Below are 18423 nucleotides of genomic sequence, written 5' to 3' on the forward strand. Positions count from 1 at the left end.
CGGCAGCGGAAGCCGTACCGAAGACGGTCATGATCGACGCGACCTACCTGAAGGCACACCGCACGGCATCGAGTCTGCGGGTAAAAAAGGGGATCCCGGCCGCCTGATCGGCCGCACGAAAGGCGGCATGAACACCAAACTGCACGCTGTCAGCGATGCGGACGGGCGGCCCTTGAGCTTCTTCATGACCGCCGGGCCGGTCAGCGACTACACCGGCGCGGCAGCCCTGCTCGACGACCTGCCGAACGCACAGTGGCTACTTGGCGACCGTGGTTATGACGCCGACTGGTTCAGGGACGCCCTGGAAGCCAAGGGCATCCAGCCCTGCATCCCGGGCCGCAGATCGCGCAACGAGCCGGTCAGATACGACAAGCGTCGCTACCGACGCCGCAGCCGCATCGAAATCATGTTCGGCAGGCTGAAAGACTGGCGCCGCGTCGCCACTCGCTACGACCGCTGCCCAACCGTCTTCTTCTCTGCCGTCGCGCTCGCGGCCACCGTCATCTTCTGGCTATAACCAATGAGTCCTGACCCTAGGGCGTAAACCCCTTCGATCTTGCTCTCCAAGTTCCTACCGCCGACGCCGGTATAGGAAGCAAAGCTGATGCCGCGTGGCTCTCCTTGCCCATGTCGTAACTGGCAGATTGCGTTCTCGACGTATTGAATCACCGCTGTTGCGCGGTCGTTTCTGTCAAGCGGCACCTTTGATGAGTCCGCTTTGGTGTATCCGCTTCGTCCAGACTTGAAGCGGGTAATCTCGATCTGTGCCATTTGGCTCTTCCTTTCGATCCTGGCACGTCCTTGTGCCGCCAATACTTACCCGGCCGGATCGAAAAGGGGGTCAAACAGGGCCAAAAGGTGACCCGTTCCTCTCTGAATATAGATATAGGGAACGACGGCAGGAATGCTTACCAAGGGCCGCTCAGGTCTTGCTTGCGTTTAGGCCCCGGTTACTCAGGTAGCTGGGGCTTCGCCGTCTTATAGTACAAATTGTGTACATCATTTGTACTGTGGCAGGACAGCTACACCTTGGTATCATCTATCCGTCATGGAAAAAAGAAATAGCCAACGCCGGATTTTTCTGACATAGGCATTTTCATCGAGAGCGCACTGGCGTCTCGACCATGGCCTCATTTGCCGCAGATCGAACCTCAAGCCGAGTTTCGGCACGACCCGTCGTGCGTCTTTGACATCTGTGGATATTTGATATGGCCAATTATGAAGCCGCTGCGCGCACCCTTGCGAATTTGACCGGCGCAAACTGTTCAATTCAGCAAGTAATCACTCCACGTAGGAAGATGCCCGTCAGGCATATTCGCATCGTTGTCGATGCGATTATCATGCCCCAGGAAGCATTCAGCGCGTTAGCGGCATAACAATCAGGTGGGGCTCCGGCCCCACCTCCTTTCTCCAGTGCCGATCAGATCGAACCAATTCAGGTTCGGACTGGAGAATAGACGTGAAGCATTTTTGGTTAACCGATGACCGGCAAGCCATCATGGACGCCGCTACATCGACGGCTGCTGATTACACCCACATCGGCCTGTTTGCTTGTGGGCAAGCCTGGAAGCGCAAAGTCGAAGGCATGGTCGGGAGCAAAGTAGACCCAGCCAACTACAAGCGTACATGGAAAATCTGCCGCGACAACCTGTTCCGGATGAATGGGCAATTTGTGCGGTTCGACGCAGCTATCCGCCTGACTGCCAGACAAGCCATGTTCTTCAAGCTGCGCTTCGGCGGCTCCGATGAAGCCGTCTTGGGTGAAGATCCGACGGGTGAGTACTGGGGCAACATGGCCATCGCTGAATCAGATTTGGGGAACAGCTGGCAGCTCAGAGGTCTTACCTTCGACTCCTTCGACAATTACGGTTCCATGGTGTGGTTTACTCGGGGCCAGGGTTATGGCCCGACCATCGCGAACGTGGGCAATCACCTCCAAGGCCTTCCACGTCCGTGGGCAAGGGCGCTCGTATGGGATCAGGCGAGGATGTGGCATCGTGCGTCGAGGCCGTTTGAACCTAGCAGCAAAGAAATAATTGAAGCGGTGCTTAGTGGTAAAGCTGAAGGTGAACTCGACTCCCCGAAGACTGAAGGTCAAGCCCAGGCTCGCGCTTGGTGGAAATCCTGTCAGTCGCCGCAGTTTCGCGAGCAGCACGGTTGTGAGCCTCTGCCCGGTGAGAGCAGCGATCCTTTGTGACGGCTGATCCTCACCGTGGCGTCTGACAAGCCGTGACTACCATGGCCCCGGCGAACCGGGGCCACTCTCTCCAGTGCCGATCAGATCGAACCAATTCAGGTTCGGACTGGAGACTTAGTTTGAAGCGCAAAATCACAAAGACGCAGTTTTTCGACCTTTGGTGGGACGAGTTCTGCGCGGACAAAAGCATGACAGGCGTTGGCTGTATGCTTTGTGGCAGCAATGGAAGCATCGACACTCGCGGCAAGGTATTCACTGCGGCAGGTGTGGAATGTGGCGGATTGGCGTTCTGTATCTGCCCCAATGGGCGGGCACTGAAGCGGGCGCACGAGATTGCGATTGCTCGTCAGGAGGTTGGCCAGTGATCAACAGGAGCACGTTCAACCGTCTGCTGAAAGTAGACCTCCACTTCATGGCTGGCGACCGTAAGGAGATGGCCGATTGGCTGAATACCAAGTGCCAGCATCCCTACATCCTGGCTTGTATGACCTACAAGGGGATGGTCTCGCTGATACGCACAACCCGAGTTCAGGGTGATCCCGGAGTGAGTTCACTTTGGCAGAAGGCGGGCATACTGGGCCAGGATTATACCTTCAGCAAACACGGCACACGAGACAACGCGGACTTCCTGACTGGCACGATGAAGGGCAGCGAGCCTCGTGCTTGGTATGTCATCTTCGACAATACCGAGGACAAGGCAGCTTTCCGCAAGGCGTTCAAGAAGGCCGGATGAGGATCAGGGACTGCTGGTGTGAGAGATCGCACTGGTAGTACCTTTCTATCCGAGAACAACCAGCCTTCTGGCCCAACCGCTCCCTGACGGCTCTGCCAGTTCGTGATTGCTGATGTGAGAAGAAGATAGGTCTGCGAAATATCGTCAGATTTTGCGCTAAAGTCTCTATAAGAGTTATTAGAGGATTAAGCGCAGAAAATGATCAGAAATCGCAGAGTGAACCCTAGAATACATGGCTGACGAAGACCTCTGAGATTTCTGTCCCTGTGGTCGTGGTTTCACCCACTCCTCGTTACTCACTCACAATCGGAATAAAGGCAGAGCCGCCAGGGCGATTGCTGTTCAAATATATAGACGCAAGCAGCGCCGTTCATGTATGTTGATCGTGTGGCAAGCCGCTTGAGCCCCCAAACGGGTAGATCGAGTAAATACAAGTAGACGCGCAGGGCACCACATCAAGCGCATCAAGAGATTTACAAATCCCGGCAGAACCGGGCGTTGTAGAGCCTGGGGGAAAGTGTGGTGCCTTCTCCCAGGCTTCTTCGACTCGAGGCACCACATGACGAGCACCACAACTTCACAGACCTTCTACTATGTAAGCGCCCTAGCGGGTACGGGTAAAACTCACTCTGCTCTTCGCCACGCAGCGCAACAGGTCGCGCTCGGCAAGAAGGTCGCAGTCGCAACTCCAAGCATCGCACTTTCGGCCGAATGGCATCGCAATGCGGTCGCCCTGAGTTTGAACGTGACCCTGATCGACAGCAGCACTCAGGCAGCGCCCTGGACGGCTTTGATGAACCATCTGCGCACGACCCCGACGAGCACGGGTGAACTGCTGATCATCACTCACAAGACGCTACTCACGATGGCCGCTGAATGGCCGCGCGCAGGCGACTGGCATCTGATCGTCGATGAGACCTTCCAGCCTACCGAGATGTCCGTTCCACGTCTCACGACCAAGCACGCAATCATCACCGATTACCTCGATGTGATCGCACTGGGATCAAACAGCTATCTCCCTGTGACCGTGCGCCATGGCTTTCATGGACAGGCACAGGCGCAAATGATCAACAAGGACGAGGACGGCGCACTAGCAATTGCGAATGGCGTATTCCGTGCCGTGTTCGATCCCCATGTTGATTTATTTGTGGATCGCAACTCCTGGCATCAGACCGTCCAGAACGTCTCACCTCGGTTGCTGTTTGGTACGCTGCTCAAGCCTAGTCTGCTTGGCGGCTTCAGGAACGTGACCGTGCTTGCGGCTATGTTTGAGGACACTGCCTTGTACCATGCCTGGAAGGAACAAGGCGTCACATGGACGCCCCACAAGCGGATCACCAAGGCCCTGCGCTACCAGACGCATGGCAACGGCAATCTGCTCACGATTGAGTACTTGTTTGAACGTAACTGGAGCAAGACGTTCCGGGACAAGACGATTAACAAGCAGTTGGTTTACGATCAGGTACTTGACATTGTTGAGCAGCGCCTTGGTGGTCAGCCCTACTTGTACGTGCCTAACCTAGACGAGGCAGAGGCAGCAAGCAGCAAGCTATCCGGTCAGAACATCAGCAGCGTATGTCACGGCCTGAACACATACTCGGGAACGCACAGGATCGCGTTCCTTGCTGCGCTCAATCCAACGAGCGACACGCAGCGCTTTCAGGGGCAGGTTGTGTTCACTGCTGGCGACAAGGAAGCCATCCGCAACGCCTGCTACCATCAGAGTGTCTATCAGGCCGTGATGCGTACCAGCTTGCGCAATCCTGACGACAAGAGCCCCAAGCACATTGTTGTGATGGATCGCAGCGCAGCTGACTACCTAGCGCAGTTCTTTCCTGGTGCGACGGTATTGGCCAACCCTGACACGGCTGGCGTTAAAACCACGCTGGGCCGTCCTGCTATTTGGGACTACAAGGACCAGCGTCGTAAGGTGGAGCAAGTTAGGCAGAAGCTGATCGCAGAGCAGAACGATGTAGCGACTGAGACGGCTTGGCTTAGTACGTTCCCAACCAAGCTACATGCGGTTGGCGAATGCGTCGATGGTTCGGTGGCTCTGATCGCAGAGGCTTACAAGAGCCTGATGCGCGAACCCTTGGGTTTGGACAAGGCAATGAACGTCCATCTAAGCCCCACGCTGTTTGATCCCGACAAGGCCGAAAAGACCAAGCGCGGCAAGAGTAACGCATTTCTAATCAGTGGCATCTTTCTCGACAATGACGGCGGTACAGTGACCGTCGACGTGTTCAAGGAAGTGCTGTCCGATGTGCGCTGGATTATGACGCCCACGTTCACGGGTAGCGGTCGCTATCGCGTTTACATTCCAACTTCCACGCCGATGACGCCGCAAGCCGATCAGGTTGTGAGGAAGCTGTTGCTCCAGCGCTTTGAGGACGCTGGCCATCCCGTTGCGGGCAGTGGCTTCGATACTTCCAAGCTGAACGAGGCTTCGCTGTTCATCCGTCCAGGTATCAATCCTGCCGGTGACACATGGCTTCTCGATTGGTTTCCCGACGACATCGCTGATCCGATCCTAAACCCACTAGCCATGCTGGAAGGTGTCCAGGGCACGGACATGCGGGTCTTCGATGCCTTGCTGCCTCCCGAGACGCCCAAGCAGGTAGTCGTTGCTGGTCCAGTTGGCGGAAACCGCCAAGCCCGCGTCGATCATGCGCTTGGGGAGTATCAGGCAACCTGTTCCGGTACTGGAAAGCGCAATAACGCATTCTTCGTCCTCGCGCTGAAGCTACAGAGGGCTGGTTTGGCCCGACATGAAGTAGAGCAGCACCTCCGCACCGTGGCAGCAGGCGAAGCAAAGATGGTCCGACGCATCAAAGGCGTGCTGACCACAATCCAATCACCCAAGTACGCAACCTAGCGCAAGCATGCCTCAGCCTCGATACGATGATCAGTGATCATCACGCTGGTCGTAATATACGCAGTTCCGCGTAGGCGTCAGTAGTTTTCTCACCATTAACCTCGACATCAAGCGCCTGCCAGTCCGCAATCGCGGTGTCCGTTAAATCCACATCGTACGTGGCAAACAGTCTCTCCACTGGCTCTAGTTTGCGCCAGCGAATATAAAGGCGCAGATTTCGGACTACTTTGGAACGCTGCTCGACGAGCCCAAAGCGTCTCAGCCAAGGAGCGAGTATCTTCCGCGCATCTTCAGAGGTAATTACACCAAGCTCGAGATAGATCCAGATCTGCCCCATCCGACTCAAGTAGTCCTCGAAGCAATCACGAATTGCGCTTAGCTTCGGGTCGAACCGATCGGGATAGATTGGATGTGGGATCAGAGCGAATTCCACCTCTGCCCAGGTTACGCGCACGTATCTCTTCTCAGGCGGCTCGTCTTGATCCCAAAGAGGGATCATCCGATCATGATTATAAAGCATCATAACGGCATTGCGAGCACCAGGCGTCTCGTTGAAGCTGCCTAAGCGCTCCATAAGTAGTTCTATCCGTTTGATGCGGCGGTCGTGCCCCCAGCGTTGGTAAGCGAAGAGGCCGCTGGCCGCTACTAGGACGTAACCTAAAAGCGTGGCGAAGTTGCTTGTTTCGTCGCTGAACAGCCATGGTCCAAGTAGCCCGTTCCAGCGGTACCCATCAATCAAGGCGATCGTTGCGCCCCCGACGAGCAAGCCAGCGGTAGACCATAGAAGGGCATAGAACAGGCCGTCGTCGTTCGTAGCTTTCAAGGCACCCCCCTTTATGAGTGAAGCGGCGAACGCTAGGCGGCTGACCCCGCCCCATCACGTGCGGTTATTGCCTGCGCGGAAGGCGCCCAACCGCCCGACAGCACAGCCCGCTTCTCAGACTCAAACTCCTCTGCCGTCAGTGCTCCCGCCTGCTTCAACTCCCACAGTTTAGCGATACGATCCGAGTTGGACGCCTCGGCGATTGCTGCTGCGATTGGCTGCTTGGCAAAACTGCGGTTGTCCGAGCGGATCGCGTTTGCGAGCAGCGCCTGAAATTGCTCCATCTGAGAAGCAGGGACTTTCAGAGTGCTACTTTGAGCATCTACACCGTCGCCGGCCATGCGGAAGAAGGTGATCCGATGTACAGGCGCGGCGCGATCATCGATCAGCACCTTCAGGCTGAGTTCGTTGATCCGCTCTCTCTGCCGCTTCGAGCCCGACATGCCGCCCATCAGCAGGCCGAGCGGACCTAGCAGGACGGCTCCAACGGCCGCTCCCATTACTTGCGAACCACGGTTCGTCTGAATTATCGACTGACCGTTCTTCTCGACCTCAACGGCCGAGATGTCGCTCCAAGGTCGTTCGATATGGTTGGACACTGTACCGATGGCGATGCGCCTATTGGCATGATCCAACGCGAGAACGCCGCGATTGTAAGCGGATTTGTAAATGTCCCATCCCTGATGCTCACCCGCGAACGTCGCATCTTCAGCGTCGCGCTGCTTCCTCAGCTTTATGCCGACGCTGATCGCCCAAATGACGACACCGAAGACGATGACCCAAACATCTGCCGACATGAAATCCCCCGTTTGCCCCACGTTATCTAGGATCTTTCCAAGATCAACCCGATTTGCGCGGGCGGGCGGTAGTAAGTTGCGGCGGCTCGACTGAGTTAGCGCGGGCCCGATTGCGCAGGCACGCTGATGCTGCGTTCAACCGTCGCCTTGCTTTCTAGGACCTGCTTGGGATGCGCGAGGCTCTGAACGCCAAAAAGAGTTCCGGCGCCGCCGAGAAAGGCAAACGCAGCCGCGAGCAGCTTCCACCCCAGGCCAAGACCTTGAACGGTGCCGTCCTGTGTGGAGCGCCAAGCCTTCAACTCTGCCACGTCCGCCTTAACGCCCTGGTACTCGACAACCATAAGCTCGCGTTGCGCCATCTTGGCCGCAATCTCCTCCAGCTTGCGTTCGTGATCGTCTACGCGGCCGATTACGCCGAGCTTCTCAGAGAGCCCGTCGATCTTGGTCTCAGAGCGGGCCGTAGCTGTCTCAATTCGGATCAGCATCTGCCACATGTCACTGGGAATCATCGGATCGTGAGTGCTAGGCATTACTTCACCGGGTCGCTGGTAACACCGGCGACGCGGACCAGATCACCAGTACTGCTAGGCAACAGTGCCACGACATCGCGCAGCTTCGTAGCCGTGTCGGGTGCGACTAGGCCGAAGGTGCTGGCCAATGCCAACGCAATCGCCAACGTGGTCCAGTTGATGTGAGGCTTGGCCGCTTTCACGACGGAACCGATGCGGGAGAGGACTGAGCGCTTCATTGTCCTATTTACCCCTCAGAGCCCTGCTGAGCGTCAGTTGGCCCGCACGGCTAGGCGAATGCCCCCGCGGCCTCAGAACTCGTCAAAGCCCGTCACGTCGATGACCTGAAAGGTGCCGCCTACGTTCAGGGTAGGTGAATTACTGCCACCAGGGCTGGTGGAGTACACGACGCCAGTTCCGTATATGTCGATGCCATTTGGATCGAGATACGCACCGATACATTTGGTCGTAGTCTGACCCGAACCAAACTGCCCCGAACTGTCGAAGTGAAAGCCGGGGTTGCTGATAATGACGGCGTACTTCTTGCCGTTGGTCTGCGCTGCCAGGTTGATCACCTGATCGCCGGAGTTGTTGCCGTTGGCGAAACCGCCAGCGCTGAACTGGACATTGGCGCGCACGATGCGCAGCGACGGGACGCTAGTGTCTCCCAGCACCACGCCATCTTTGCTCCAGCGCACACCCAGGCCGCGACTGTAATTGCTCGCTGGATTGTACTCACCAAAGGCGTACCATTTGACCGTGCCAGGAGCACCAGTCAGCTTCATCGACGTGCCGCCGCTCGTTGTGCTCATGCCGATAACTGCTGCCTTGCCGTAGCTGGGAGCAAACGCGATCAGAGGCGCTTGTCCTGGCGGATGCGGGACGAGGACAGGTGGATCACCCGTGCTTGTTCCTACTGTGCCCTTGGCAACGAGGTGCCAGCCATACAGCGTCTCGTCGATGACGTTCAGGCCATCCTTGGACAGCCTGAAGCCCGCGCGGTCGCCATTGTTCGTTATAGCGGGCCCACCGCCACTTACGCCGTAAACCAGAGTACCACCGTTGCCCGAGCCATCGGTGTACAGGGTGTTCCCCGATACACTGACACTGGCGTACGGAGTGCCTGACGGACCATACCAAAACGATGTAACGGGACGATCCGCAATCCTGCTGTCGGTAAAGCTGCTGTTCTTGGCCAAGTTGATCCTGCCCAAGATGGCAGTGAACCCGGTGTCGAATGTGTCCAGGTAGACGATGCCACTGGGCGTCGTGTGTCTGATACCTACTCCCATTAGTAGATACCAATATCGACTCGCCAGCCGCCCTTGGTTGCCGTGATCCCGTTATTTGTGATCTTGCTCGTGCCTCCACCTCCATCGGCGCCAACGACTTCGATGGCCCCGTTGAAAGTGGCGTTGCCACCAAAGAACAGCCTGCCGCCGTTTTGGCTGTCGGACACGATATCAACATAAGCGTCGCCACCCGGTGACGTCGTCCTTAGCTGGAGACGCGCTCCGGCCAGTTCAGTTTTTAAGTTGCTGACTGCCGTGGAAGAGATGCTTGCGGACGCGGCTGCGCCGTTTGCTGTTGCCTCGACACTATCAACGCGCGTGGCCAGTGATCCTGCCGCGCCACTTACACTCTCTGCGCTGGACTTGGCCTGTGCCGCCGCGCTTACCGCTTGGTCCCTGTAAGTAGTAACCAAACTGGCCGAGGATGCGGCTGCGGACGCTGATCCATCGGCTGCTGCCGCCGAGGTCGATGCCGCCTGGGCCGATGTTTGCGCCGAGCCGCTAAAACCCTGTGCCTGTTGCGCTGACTGACTTGCTGCCAGCGCACTCGTGCCCGACTGATCGGCCTTGGTGCTCGCAATGCTCGCGCTCGTATTGGAGGCAGTTGCGTAGTCCCTGCTTAATGTGCTCTCCGTAACATCGGTGATCTCGAAGTAGGCGATTGCCGCTGTACCGATAGTCGAGGTCGAATTGCTGATCTGTATCCAGGGGTTGATCAGCACCACACCTGCGGGCACGTCCGTCACGTAGTCGATCCACGTCCATCCCACGCGCGGCGAGATTAGATTGATAACGTAGTTGCGGCCGCCATCTGCTGTATCGGCAAAGAAGCCAGCACCAACAGGATGATCGGTGTTGATGGACGAGACGAGAGCACGGACGTGTAACTTGCGACCGCCCCACGCACGACGAATACCATCGCCGGGTTCGTAGATCAGGTTGTCACGACCCGCGACGATTGCGCGCCACGGATAGCCGGGGTTGGCAGGTATGCCGCCATCCATGCCGATATTGACGAAGGGAGTTCCAGCCCACCAGCCGGTTGAAGTACCGTCCGTGAAAGTAGGCTTGCGGACGAGATTACCCGATCCAAGCTGTGCGGCCTGATTTGCCGAAGTGGCTGACAAACTGGCCTGACTGGAAGCAGTGTTGGCCGATCCTGCCGAATCCTGCGCACTTGTGGAAGCCTGATCGCGATACGTGTTCGCCTGACCTGCGGCGGTCTGGGCTACTGTTTTGCTGCTCTCGGCTGCGCCAGCTGCCTGATTGGCCCCGTCCTGTGCGGCTGCTGCGGACGAAGCGCTGCTAGCTGCGGCCCTTGCTTCTGCTGCCGCGTCATTGTGCGCCTGGACCGCAAGTTCCGAATAGGACTTTGCCGCGTCGGCTGAGGTATCTGCGAGGTTGGCTGCGGTCTGCGCGTTCGTGGCTGCTACGCCCGCCGCGTCGGCACTTTTGGCGGCGTCGATGGTCTTGCCGTAGGTGGCTTCCAGATCGGTGACGGACTTCACCAGCGTACTGGATCGAATGATATGGCCGTTGTCGTCCGTGACAGCGTCCAGAGCATTGTCGGCTTTGCCGTTTGCCGTGTCGGCTGTGTCTTGCGCGTTGTCGGCTGCGTTCTGGGCGTTACCAGCCGCGTCACGCGCAGGCATGTCGATTGTATCGACGGGCGCAGTAGCGACACTGGTCATCACCCAGGGGCCGTAGACGGCGGTGGTCATGCGGAAGCGAGCACGGATTTCAATGTCGATGCCCGGCGCGTTACTGGTGAAGATCAGGCTACCAGCCTTGGGATCGAACAAAGAGGTCTGAACGGTCCAAGACTCGCGGCCAGCTGGTCGGCTCTCAATCTGAATGCCGGATACGCGACCGCTGTCCTCGGGCGTCCATGAGACGTGAACCTCGGAGACGTGGTAATTGTTGGCGCCGGGGTAGCTGTCGCTCGTGGCGGTCAGGTTCTCCGGCGAGAGGGTGTCCTTGGGATCGTAGCCCGCTGGACGGATGTTTGGTGGCAGGGGCTTCTCTTCGCGATCCCATGCGTAGATGGCTGCGCTCTCTTCGCGCAGCGTCATCTGGTAGAACATGTCGTGCGTCTCGGTCTGCTCCTCGACGCGGAACAGCTTGGCGTTCCAGCCCTCCTTGGGAATGGTGAGTGTGACCAAGCTGCCCACGGTGACCGCAAAGGCGTTTGGTCCGAAGGTCGCGCTGAACTTGCCGGGGGTCAGATACTCGCGAAGCAGAAACTGCTTGGCGATGCGCTGGCATGTTTCAGGCCTGGAGACGCAGCCCAGATCGAGCGTCATAGTGCGGGGCACGTCATCCGCGAGCGCCGGCTGCTCGATTGGGTCGCCCCACTCGCTTAGCTGGTAGAGGTTGGAAGGATCGGCAAAGCGACCACGAATGATGTTGAAGCGCTCGCGCGAGGCTGGAGCGGGCATCCAAACGTAAGGGCTCGCGCTGCCTGCTGCGCCAATTAGATCGTCCGTAGTGAGCGCGACTTTGGGACCGGCAGTGTCGTCGTAGCCACCAACAATCGTGTACGCCCCGCCAACGTCCACGAGCTTACAGGAGCCCATTGCGGCGGTGATGCCGCTGAGGACTGTTTCGTGGGTATCAGACGTGCTGTAGATGCCGTCACAGGTATAACGCTGGACCGTGCTACCGGCCTGTGTGGCGACAAGTTCTTCACAGAGGTTGGCGTAGGTGCGGAAGCTGTCGAAGTCGATGTTGGCGGATGGGATGCCCATACCCCAGACGATCTTGCCGTTGATCTTCCAACCGATCAGGTAGGTGAGCAGACAGAGCGCAGGGTTGCGCCCGATCTCCACACTGCCGTTGCGCCACGTCCAGCTGTTCTGATTGTCGAAGCGATGCGAGCCCGAGCCGCCGATGCTGCCGTCCAGGCGAGGATCGTAAACCGGGCAACCCTCAACGATTGTGCGGGTACTGCTTGGTAGGCCGCTGGGCCAGGCATCGTTGCTCAGCTTCCAGGTGATCGCGATGTATGCGCAGCCCGTGAAGCTGGCGGTGCTCTTCCAATAAGCGCCTGAGCCAACCGCGAAACCGCTACCCGGCCGCCCTTCCGTTACCGCTCGGATACTCTCGATGCCGTCAGCGTGGCTGAGCAGTCCAGCGCCGGTCCATACGAGGTCGTTCTCGGCGTAGTAGGCGGTGACCGCGTTGACCTTGTGCGAGGCCAGCGCGATTACCTGCGCGTTGCGGTCCTTCTTGTTTCCGTAAGTCTCGAAGTAGCGTTCATCGGCACCTGCTGCGGTACGGCCAAAGACGATCTTGCGAGGTGCCGTGGGATTGACGGACGCATTAAGCCTGTCCGCCATGCTGTTCGACATGTTGGGCGTCTTGCGAAACAGGCTCAGCGATGCGGTCAACGCCACGCTGATAGCCGTACCGATTAGCCAAGTGCTGACCGCCGCCGCCGTGACTGTGACACCTAGCGAGCCAGCGACACTGGCCAGAACGCCCGCGATCTGCGGAGCAAAGACGATAACGGCGACCGCAATAGCTACGATTGCGACGACTTTGAGGACCTTCGACATTAGCGGCCCTCCACGCTGGAGGGAGCCATGAAGGGCACCGTGAAGGCGCGTGAGCAGTCAGCAGTCGGGACGTGGACAAGGCCCTCTTGGCCGTGTTCTTCGCCCACGAAGTAGCTGTAGAGGCCAACACAGACGCCCAGCGTCGTGCGGTCCTTCATCACGATATCGCCGCGCTTGGCCTGGCTAACGTGCTTGGGCTCGCCCAGCCACGCCGTTACTGTCCTGAGCAGCGTACCTGCGCCATGCTTGCGCAGGGCTTCAGCGGACCCTGTACGGGTGTCGTACGTGCCCCTGAACGCTGCGGCCGGGTCTACGCCGGTTTGTGCTTTGACGGCGGCTGCGGCGTGGAGTGCGCAGTCGTGGACGCCCCATTCAAACCGCTCTTCGGCTACTCTGTCGAGGTAAAGGGCAAGGCGCTCTTCCCAATCGGGCGCGCGTACAATCGTGGATGGGTTGGCTTCCATCCAATACTTAGCAGGAGGGCATGCTGAGGTGGCACCTAGATGCTCGCGATGTTCGAACGATCTGCTACTGCGTTCGGTGGTGCCGATATTGTCAGGCAAGCAGGCTTACGAAGAGGGTTTATGCCGACTACTGTTACTCCGGCCATCGATTTGAGGGCATTCAACTGCCCGCATTGTAGCGTCCTTACGTCCCAGCATTGGTTTAATGTGGTCGTATCCGGAACGACCGACGACAAACCGCCAGTCTATCTTGCTGGTGAGCTGGAAGATCATAAGGTCCTTTGGGAGGACATGCGCGATGCTGACGGAATGAAGGCCTTCGTCGCCAAAATGATATCGGGGTTACCTTTTGTCGATTATAAAGAGCAGACGTCTTATGGCCGGGCTCTTCATAACGCCAGCGTAAGCCGCTGCTACAATTGTCACCAGTTCAGCATCTGGGTTTACGACAAGGTAGTCTGGCCGGTGGTGGTGACAGCGATCGAACCAAATCCAGATCTCCCCGAGCACGTCGCCAGGGACTTCGTCGAGGCTGCCAAGATCGTGGCATTGTCGCCGCGCGGCGCAGCCGCTTTATTACGACTAGCAATACAGAAGTTGTGTGAGCATCTCGGCGAAGCTGGCCATAACATCAACGCAGACATTAAAGCTTTGGTGGAAAAGGGCCTGGACCGCCGTATACAGCAGGCACTGGATATCGTGAGGGTGGTCGGCAACAATGCCGTACACCCCGGCCAGATCGATCTAAGAGACGATCGTTCAACCGCTAATCAGCTCTTTAATCTCGTCAACCTCATAGCAGAAAAGATGATTAGTGAGCCGAAGCATGTAGACGCGATGTTTAGCAGTCTGCCAGAGCAAGCCAGGGCTGCGATCGAAAAGCGGGACGGGAGTTAGGCGGCCCATCCATCACCGGAATGACCGATCTAACCCTTGGTTCTGCTGGATGATCTGACCAGCACGGACCAGACCCGTGCCAGCTGCCTTGGTTGGCGCTGGGTCACCATTGGCGCAGGCCAAAACATAGTCCTGACTCGTGTCAGCGGGATCAAGGGACTTCTGGCTCATGTAAGTTGAATTAGTGGCGTTGCTGATCAGACCGGCGTGGCCCTCGATGCCGAGAACGAACTTCTGCGTACTGCCGTCATTGGAGACTTCCAGCGTATCCATGCGGCCGGTCCGAATTCGACGGAATGCCCAAGTGGCTGGCGCACCCGGAATTGGGCTCTGGATCATGATCGCGCGCCAGAGCGTCGCAGGGCGAGCCTGATACTCGTCGGGATAGACAATCGCTGCCGTGATTGCTGCGCTGGGATCGGAGGGGATGCCTAACGTGATCTTGAGAGCATCGCTCCCGGCCATCGACATGTTGTTTTCGCCAATGTCGAGAACAACGCCGTGTACGAGCGGATCAAAAGTCTGATTGTTGAGCAGGCTGTCGGTGCTGCCCTGAACAGTCAGTGCCTCTGCGCCCGTCCAGATACAAACCGTCTCGCTTTTGAAATCGAGCCTGCCCATGATTGCGGTGGTGATGCCTTTGGCTGCGAGAGCAGCAAGCACCTCTGCGTTCATACCTACGCGCATTAGAGAGCCTCCTTTGCGTTGATGGTCGGGAAGCTGGGCTGGCGATCGGTATCGAGCGTATAAGCGTAGCTGTCTGCTGTGGTCAGGCGGAATGTGCCCTTAGGCTTCACGAACTCGACCGCCGTACCTGCGTTCTGCGTCTTACGGACCTGCGGGACGACTTCGATCAAGCAACGCCCACTCGCGTCCGCATTGGCCGGTGCTGACGTAATGCGGTGAAGCCGCTCGCCGATCTGGCAATACTGTCCGAGGAACAGGTCCGAGGGTGAGTTGCTGGCCCAGCCTCCCACGCTCACCGTGTCCGAGTAGCTGTAAGCAGCTAACGCCAGGGTGCGGCCGGTAAGGGCAGAGCGATAAGCGTTCCTGGGTGTGTAGGTGAACGTACCAATCTGCCCTTTGAGGCTGTCGAGCCATGCCGCGACACGGTCGGCATCACCATGCGACATGCGGGGCCAAACAAACTCCAGGACCCAATGGTCGGCGTTGCTGACTGTCTGCTGCGCAAAGGTGTGCGGGCTCTCCATGACGGCCTGTTGAAAGGCGACGCGGAGGCTTTCTTGGGCAGGTGATTGCGGTGGGAATGCGATGGGATAGGTGGCCATCGAATACTTAGCAGACTATGCCCCGACAAGCATTTGGGGAGCGCGGAATGGATCGGGACGATCAATCAGCACTTGATACTCTTACGGGACGAAGAGGCCGACCGGACGGCATCATTCCTGGTGAGTGGTCAGGAGGCGGCACGAGTCGCGGCGCTCACACCAGTGCGGCCGCTGACATCGGAAAGGCTGTGCTCGCCGGCGTTCTCTTTGTCGCCGTCCTGCTCTTCGAAGCGGTTTGGGCAGTGATTGGCCTGTTTATCGAAGGCTCTAAACGTCGCTGATCACATGTGTGGCCGCTGTAGCTTGGCCATGGTCGCGTTCATGGCGTTCTGCGTCAGCATTGGCGACATCTCGATTATTGCCTGAACGGCCATAGCCTTGACGGCCTCGGGATCGTTGCTCGTGATTGAGCCGAATGTCACGTTCACGTTGTTGCCACCGTTACCGCGTACAGCATCCAGCTTGTGATGCGGGATCACATTGGCATTCTGTCCAATATCCACCAACTCTGCGCCACGCTCGCCCACCACGTACCGGCCCGGTCGAGTAAGACCACCATTGGCCCTGAAGCCCGAGAAGTTCAGCAGCCCGTTTGAGCCTACGGAACCGATTGCTCCTGCCGACGAGCCCACACTCGCCAATGAGCCGCCAGCTGCCGCGCCACCAAGACCCGCAATGCCCTTGATCAAGCCGCCCAGCAGACCCCCGCCGCCGCTGCTCTCACCGCCAAACAGCAGGGAGCCAAGCGGCTTGACGAGCAGTTGCTGGAGCGCGATTTTAAGCAGGCCATCGACAACGGTGTCTGCCATCTTCGTGAACGCATCGCCCAGATTGCCTGCGCCCTTGATGCAATCAAGCAAGCCGCTCTGAAGCCCCTCAAGTCCGTCTACTTCTACGTTCTGAAGCGCCTCGTTGATCTCGTCGGCTGTCTTGGGAATAGCATCCAGGTACTGCGCCAGCGGTCCCATGGTTTGCTGTTCAACCTGCTTGCCCTGCGCGGCACGAAGCTGCGGCAGCATGGCCAGACGACGCTTGGCGACCTCCTTCTCCGCATCGGTGGCGTCCCGGGTAGCAAGTATCGCATCCAGCGCTAGCTTCTCCTGCTCGATCTGAAGATCGAGCAAGCGCAACTCTGCGGCACGGCGGTCCTTCGCCGTTTTCGCCATGCTGCTCTGAAGCTGGGCAATGTCTTCGGCGTTTTGGAGTGAGCCGCTCTTCAGCTTCAACTCCTCCTGCGCATTGAACTCGGACTCCTTGTAAGTGAGAGCCTGCTTCTTGTTGGCCGTAATGCGTTCTTCGATGCTCTTCAGTTCCGCGACCTGTGCCTCGGTATAGCGCTTGCTACCCTGGGGACCGTCCTTATCGATCTGGTCCATGCGGTTCTTGCGGTCCTGATCGAGAGCCTGCTGCTCAAACTCAAACCGCTCATGGCCAACCGTTGCCAGCGCAGCCCTGCTGTCTAGCTCTTCGCCGTCCGCGCGGTTCTTGTCTGCCGTGAACGCTTCCAGGTCACGACGGGATTTCTCGACAGCACGCTCCTGTTCGCGACGGGCCTTTTCGGCTTCCCGCTCGGCCTTGTCGGCGGCGCTATGCCCGCCCTTGTTCCTGGGAGGTGTTGGAGGAGGCGTTCTGCCCGTCCCGTGATCCACCGTGCGCCCTGCGCGAATGTCGGCAGTTACCCTGCGGGCAGTCTCAGATAGCTGCGCATCTGTGAGACCCTTGCCTGAGAAGTTGCGGTAGTCCTTGCCGCCATAGGTTCTGATGTTGCGGATGACCTTGTTTCGAGCTGACTGAACGCGAGATCGCTGCCAGCCAGCATCGTAGTCGTCGCCCATGTGCCAGCGCTCAATAAGCGGAGTCTCGACGAAGTGCTGACCGCCGCCGGAGCGGTCGATCATGCGATTGAGCACGCGCTTGGTCCCGTTCTCCGCGCGAGTGCCCAGATTGTCTGCCCAGGCGTAGGCGTTGTGAGCCTTGTCGATAAAGCGCAGCAGGTTGCCGATTGTCTCGCGGGTGTAGTTGGCGTCCCTTCTGATCCACTCCATGACGTTGCTGGCGTTCTCGCCCAGCGGATTGAAGACGTTGTCCAGACCCTCGAAGTTGGCACGTATGTCAGCGCCCGCTTCCTCGGCAGCGGCAACGATATTGTCCATGGCTTCGCTACCGTGGCTCATGCCGTCAACGATACTGTCGCTGATGCCGCTCCCTTGGTCGAAAGCACCAACCAGTTCCATGAGGCTATTTTCCATCAGCGTTTTGGCCTGATCGAAAGTCGCTGGCAGTTCCTGAAACTCGGAGTCGATCTGCGCAGTGATCTTTGTGTCCACGAACGCATCGTAGAGCATCTTCGAGGTCAGCTTGCCCTCGCTCGCCATCTGCTTGAGTTCGGACTTGGTCTTGCCCAGGCTGTCGGTGAGGATTCTGGTGATGCGAGGAGAAGCCTCCATGATCTGCCCAAGTTCTTCCCACTGGACGCTTGTGCTTGAAAGAGCCTGTCCCATCTGAAGCTGAGCGGACTGCTGCTCCTGGGTGGAAGCGCCGCTGATCTTCAGCGCCTTGGTGAATGTCTCGGTAGCACGGGCGTTGTCTGCTTGGCTTCTGCCCAGTTCCTTGGAGGTGGGCATGAACTTGGCATACAGGTCGCTGATGCCTGAGACTTCTGATCGGGTCTCCTTGGCGATGTCTTCGACATCGCGCATCGCGATGCCCTGATTGCCCATCTGCGCAGTGGAAAGCCTGAGCTGCGCCTCCATCTTCTTGTTGGCGTCGGCTAGTTCAAGGTACTTGCGAGCGCCCTCGATTGCCTTGTCGAACACCAGCGCGGCGGCAAAGCCCTTCACGGCTGTTGCCGTGCGATCCATTGCTCTGTTGATCGCTTCCGTGTTGCGCGTCGTGGCTTTGCTCGCGCGCTCCAGGCCATTGATGAAGTTGGCGCTTTGTAGTTCCAGGGACGCGGTCAATGCGCCAATTTGTTGTGCCATGCGGCCCTC

16 protein-coding genes and 1 pseudogene are annotated in these 18423 nt (G+C 58.2%); 7 read left to right on the forward strand and 10 right to left on the reverse strand.

The window, feature by feature from the left end:
- The 5 genes and pseudogenes from FHS94_RS12985 to FHS94_RS13005 form a co-directional block, all read left to right on the forward strand.
- Positions 1 to 517 (forward strand): annotated as a pseudogene (locus FHS94_RS12985) (IS5 family transposase); the annotation flags it as partial.
- Positions 518 to 1459: 942 nt separating this feature from the next.
- Positions 1460 to 2197 carry a hypothetical protein gene (locus FHS94_RS12990; RefSeq protein ID WP_184058559.1) on the forward strand — a complete coding sequence of 246 codons (738 nt, stop codon included), beginning with the start codon at positions 1460 to 1462 and terminating at the stop codon, positions 2195 to 2197.
- Positions 2198 to 2316: 119 nt separating this feature from the next.
- Positions 2317 to 2562, forward strand: a complete 246-nt coding sequence (locus FHS94_RS12995) for a hypothetical protein (RefSeq protein ID WP_184058561.1) — start codon at positions 2317 to 2319, stop codon at positions 2560 to 2562.
- Positions 2559 to 2930 (forward strand): hypothetical protein, encoded by a 372-nt coding sequence (locus FHS94_RS13000; protein WP_184058563.1) that lies wholly within the window; start codon positions 2559 to 2561, stop codon positions 2928 to 2930. Before FHS94_RS12995 ends, FHS94_RS13000 begins: the two co-directional genes overlap by 4 nt.
- Positions 2931 to 3489: 559 nt before the next feature.
- Positions 3490 to 5805, forward strand: coding sequence for a DEAD/DEAH box helicase family protein (locus FHS94_RS13005; RefSeq protein WP_184058565.1), 2316 nt, complete (start codon positions 3490 to 3492; stop codon positions 5803 to 5805).
- Positions 5806 to 5845: 40 nt separating this feature from the next.
- Here the strand turns inward: FHS94_RS13005 and FHS94_RS13010 are convergent, their stop codons facing one another.
- The 7 genes from FHS94_RS13010 to FHS94_RS13040 all read right to left on the reverse strand — a co-directional run bounded on the left by FHS94_RS13010 (position 5846) and on the right by FHS94_RS13040 (position 13247).
- The gene (locus FHS94_RS13010) at positions 5846 to 6628 is read right to left on the reverse strand and encodes a hypothetical protein (protein ID WP_184058567.1); all 783 of its coding nucleotides are present in this window, start codon (positions 6626 to 6628) and stop codon (positions 5846 to 5848) included.
- A 32-nt stretch (positions 6629 to 6660) separates the two neighbouring features.
- The gene (locus tag FHS94_RS13015) at positions 6661 to 7425 is read right to left on the reverse strand and encodes an SHOCT domain-containing protein (RefSeq protein ID WP_184058569.1); all 765 of its coding nucleotides are present in this window, start codon (positions 7423 to 7425) and stop codon (positions 6661 to 6663) included.
- 95 nt (positions 7426 to 7520) lie between these two features.
- The gene (locus FHS94_RS13020; protein ID WP_184058570.1) at positions 7521 to 7934 is read right to left on the reverse strand and encodes a hypothetical protein; all 414 of its coding nucleotides are present in this window, start codon (positions 7932 to 7934) and stop codon (positions 7521 to 7523) included.
- Positions 7935 to 7954: 20 nt separating this feature from the next.
- Positions 7955 to 8173: a hypothetical protein gene (locus tag FHS94_RS13025; RefSeq protein WP_184058572.1), complete on the reverse strand. Its 219-nt coding sequence runs from the start codon at positions 8171 to 8173 to the stop codon at positions 7955 to 7957.
- 72 nt (positions 8174 to 8245) lie between these two features.
- Positions 8246 to 9133, reverse strand: coding sequence for a hypothetical protein (locus FHS94_RS13030; RefSeq protein ID WP_184058574.1), 888 nt, complete (start codon positions 9131 to 9133; stop codon positions 8246 to 8248).
- 92 nt (positions 9134 to 9225) lie between these two features.
- Positions 9226 to 12783: a phage tail protein gene (locus FHS94_RS13035; protein ID WP_184058575.1), complete on the reverse strand. Its 3558-nt coding sequence runs from the start codon at positions 12781 to 12783 to the stop codon at positions 9226 to 9228.
- Complete coding sequence (locus tag FHS94_RS13040) at positions 12783 to 13247, reverse strand: DUF6950 family protein (RefSeq protein WP_184058577.1); 465 nt, start codon at positions 13245 to 13247, stop codon at positions 12783 to 12785. Before FHS94_RS13040 ends, FHS94_RS13035 begins: the two co-directional genes overlap by 1 nt.
- A gap of 39 nt (positions 13248 to 13286) precedes the next feature.
- Between FHS94_RS13040 and FHS94_RS13045 the strand changes: the two genes are divergently transcribed.
- Positions 13287 to 14144 (forward strand): DUF4145 domain-containing protein, encoded by an 858-nt coding sequence (locus tag FHS94_RS13045; protein WP_221234768.1) that lies wholly within the window; start codon positions 13287 to 13289, stop codon positions 14142 to 14144.
- 12 nt (positions 14145 to 14156) lie between these two features.
- Here the strand turns inward: FHS94_RS13045 and FHS94_RS13050 are convergent, their stop codons facing one another.
- Positions 14157 to 14831 carry a hypothetical protein gene (locus FHS94_RS13050; RefSeq protein WP_221234769.1) on the reverse strand — a complete coding sequence of 225 codons (675 nt, stop codon included), beginning with the start codon at positions 14829 to 14831 and terminating at the stop codon, positions 14157 to 14159.
- On the reverse strand, positions 14831 to 15433 hold the full coding sequence (locus tag FHS94_RS13055) for a hypothetical protein (RefSeq protein ID WP_184058580.1): 603 nt from the start codon (positions 15431 to 15433) through the stop codon (positions 14831 to 14833). Before FHS94_RS13055 ends, FHS94_RS13050 begins: the two co-directional genes overlap by 1 nt.
- 47 nt (positions 15434 to 15480) lie before the next feature.
- On the opposite strand from FHS94_RS13055, the gene FHS94_RS13060 reads away from it, so the two are divergent.
- Complete coding sequence (locus FHS94_RS13060; protein WP_184058582.1) at positions 15481 to 15714, forward strand: hypothetical protein; 234 nt, start codon at positions 15481 to 15483, stop codon at positions 15712 to 15714.
- On the opposite strand, the gene FHS94_RS13065 is transcribed toward FHS94_RS13060, so the two are convergent.
- Entirely contained in the window at positions 15715 to 18414 is a 2700-nt protein-coding gene (locus tag FHS94_RS13065; protein ID WP_184058584.1) for a tape measure protein, read from the reverse strand. It lies immediately after the preceding gene.
- Between the last annotated feature and the right edge of the window lie 9 nt (positions 18415 to 18423).

Source organism: Sphingomonas aerophila (assembly GCF_014199305.1).
Taxonomy (GTDB): domain Bacteria; phylum Pseudomonadota; class Alphaproteobacteria; order Sphingomonadales; family Sphingomonadaceae; genus Sphingomonas; species Sphingomonas aerophila.

Excerpts from the sequence above, each read along its gene's own strand:
- FHS94_RS13005 (WP_184058565.1), top strand. The coding sequence starts at position 3,490 with ATGACGAGCACCACAACTTCACAGACCTTCTACTATGTAAGCGCCCTA.
- FHS94_RS13015 (WP_184058569.1), bottom strand. The coding sequence starts at position 7,425 with ATGTCGGCAGATGTTTGGGTCATCGTCTTCGGTGTCGTCATTTGGGCG.
- FHS94_RS13020 (WP_184058570.1), bottom strand. The coding sequence starts at position 7,934 with ATGATTCCCAGTGACATGTGGCAGATGCTGATCCGAATTGAGACAGCT.
- FHS94_RS13025 (WP_184058572.1), bottom strand. The coding sequence starts at position 8,173 with ATGAAGCGCTCAGTCCTCTCCCGCATCGGTTCCGTCGTGAAAGCGGCC.
- FHS94_RS13035 (WP_184058575.1), bottom strand. The coding sequence starts at position 12,783 with ATGTCGAAGGTCCTCAAAGTCGTCGCAATCGTAGCTATTGCGGTCGCC.
- FHS94_RS13040 (WP_184058577.1), bottom strand. The coding sequence starts at position 13,247 with ATGGAAGCCAACCCATCCACGATTGTACGCGCGCCCGATTGGGAAGAG.
- FHS94_RS13045 (WP_221234768.1), top strand. The coding sequence starts at position 13,287 with ATGCTCGCGATGTTCGAACGATCTGCTACTGCGTTCGGTGGTGCCGAT.
- FHS94_RS13050 (WP_221234769.1), bottom strand. The coding sequence starts at position 14,831 with ATGCGCGTAGGTATGAACGCAGAGGTGCTTGCTGCTCTCGCAGCCAAA.
- FHS94_RS13055 (WP_184058580.1), bottom strand. The coding sequence starts at position 15,433 with ATGGCCACCTATCCCATCGCATTCCCACCGCAATCACCTGCCCAAGAA.
- FHS94_RS13060 (WP_184058582.1), top strand. The coding sequence starts at position 15,481 with ATGGATCGGGACGATCAATCAGCACTTGATACTCTTACGGGACGAAGA.
- FHS94_RS13065 (WP_184058584.1), bottom strand. The coding sequence starts at position 18,414 with ATGGCACAACAAATTGGCGCATTGACCGCGTCCCTGGAACTACAAAGC.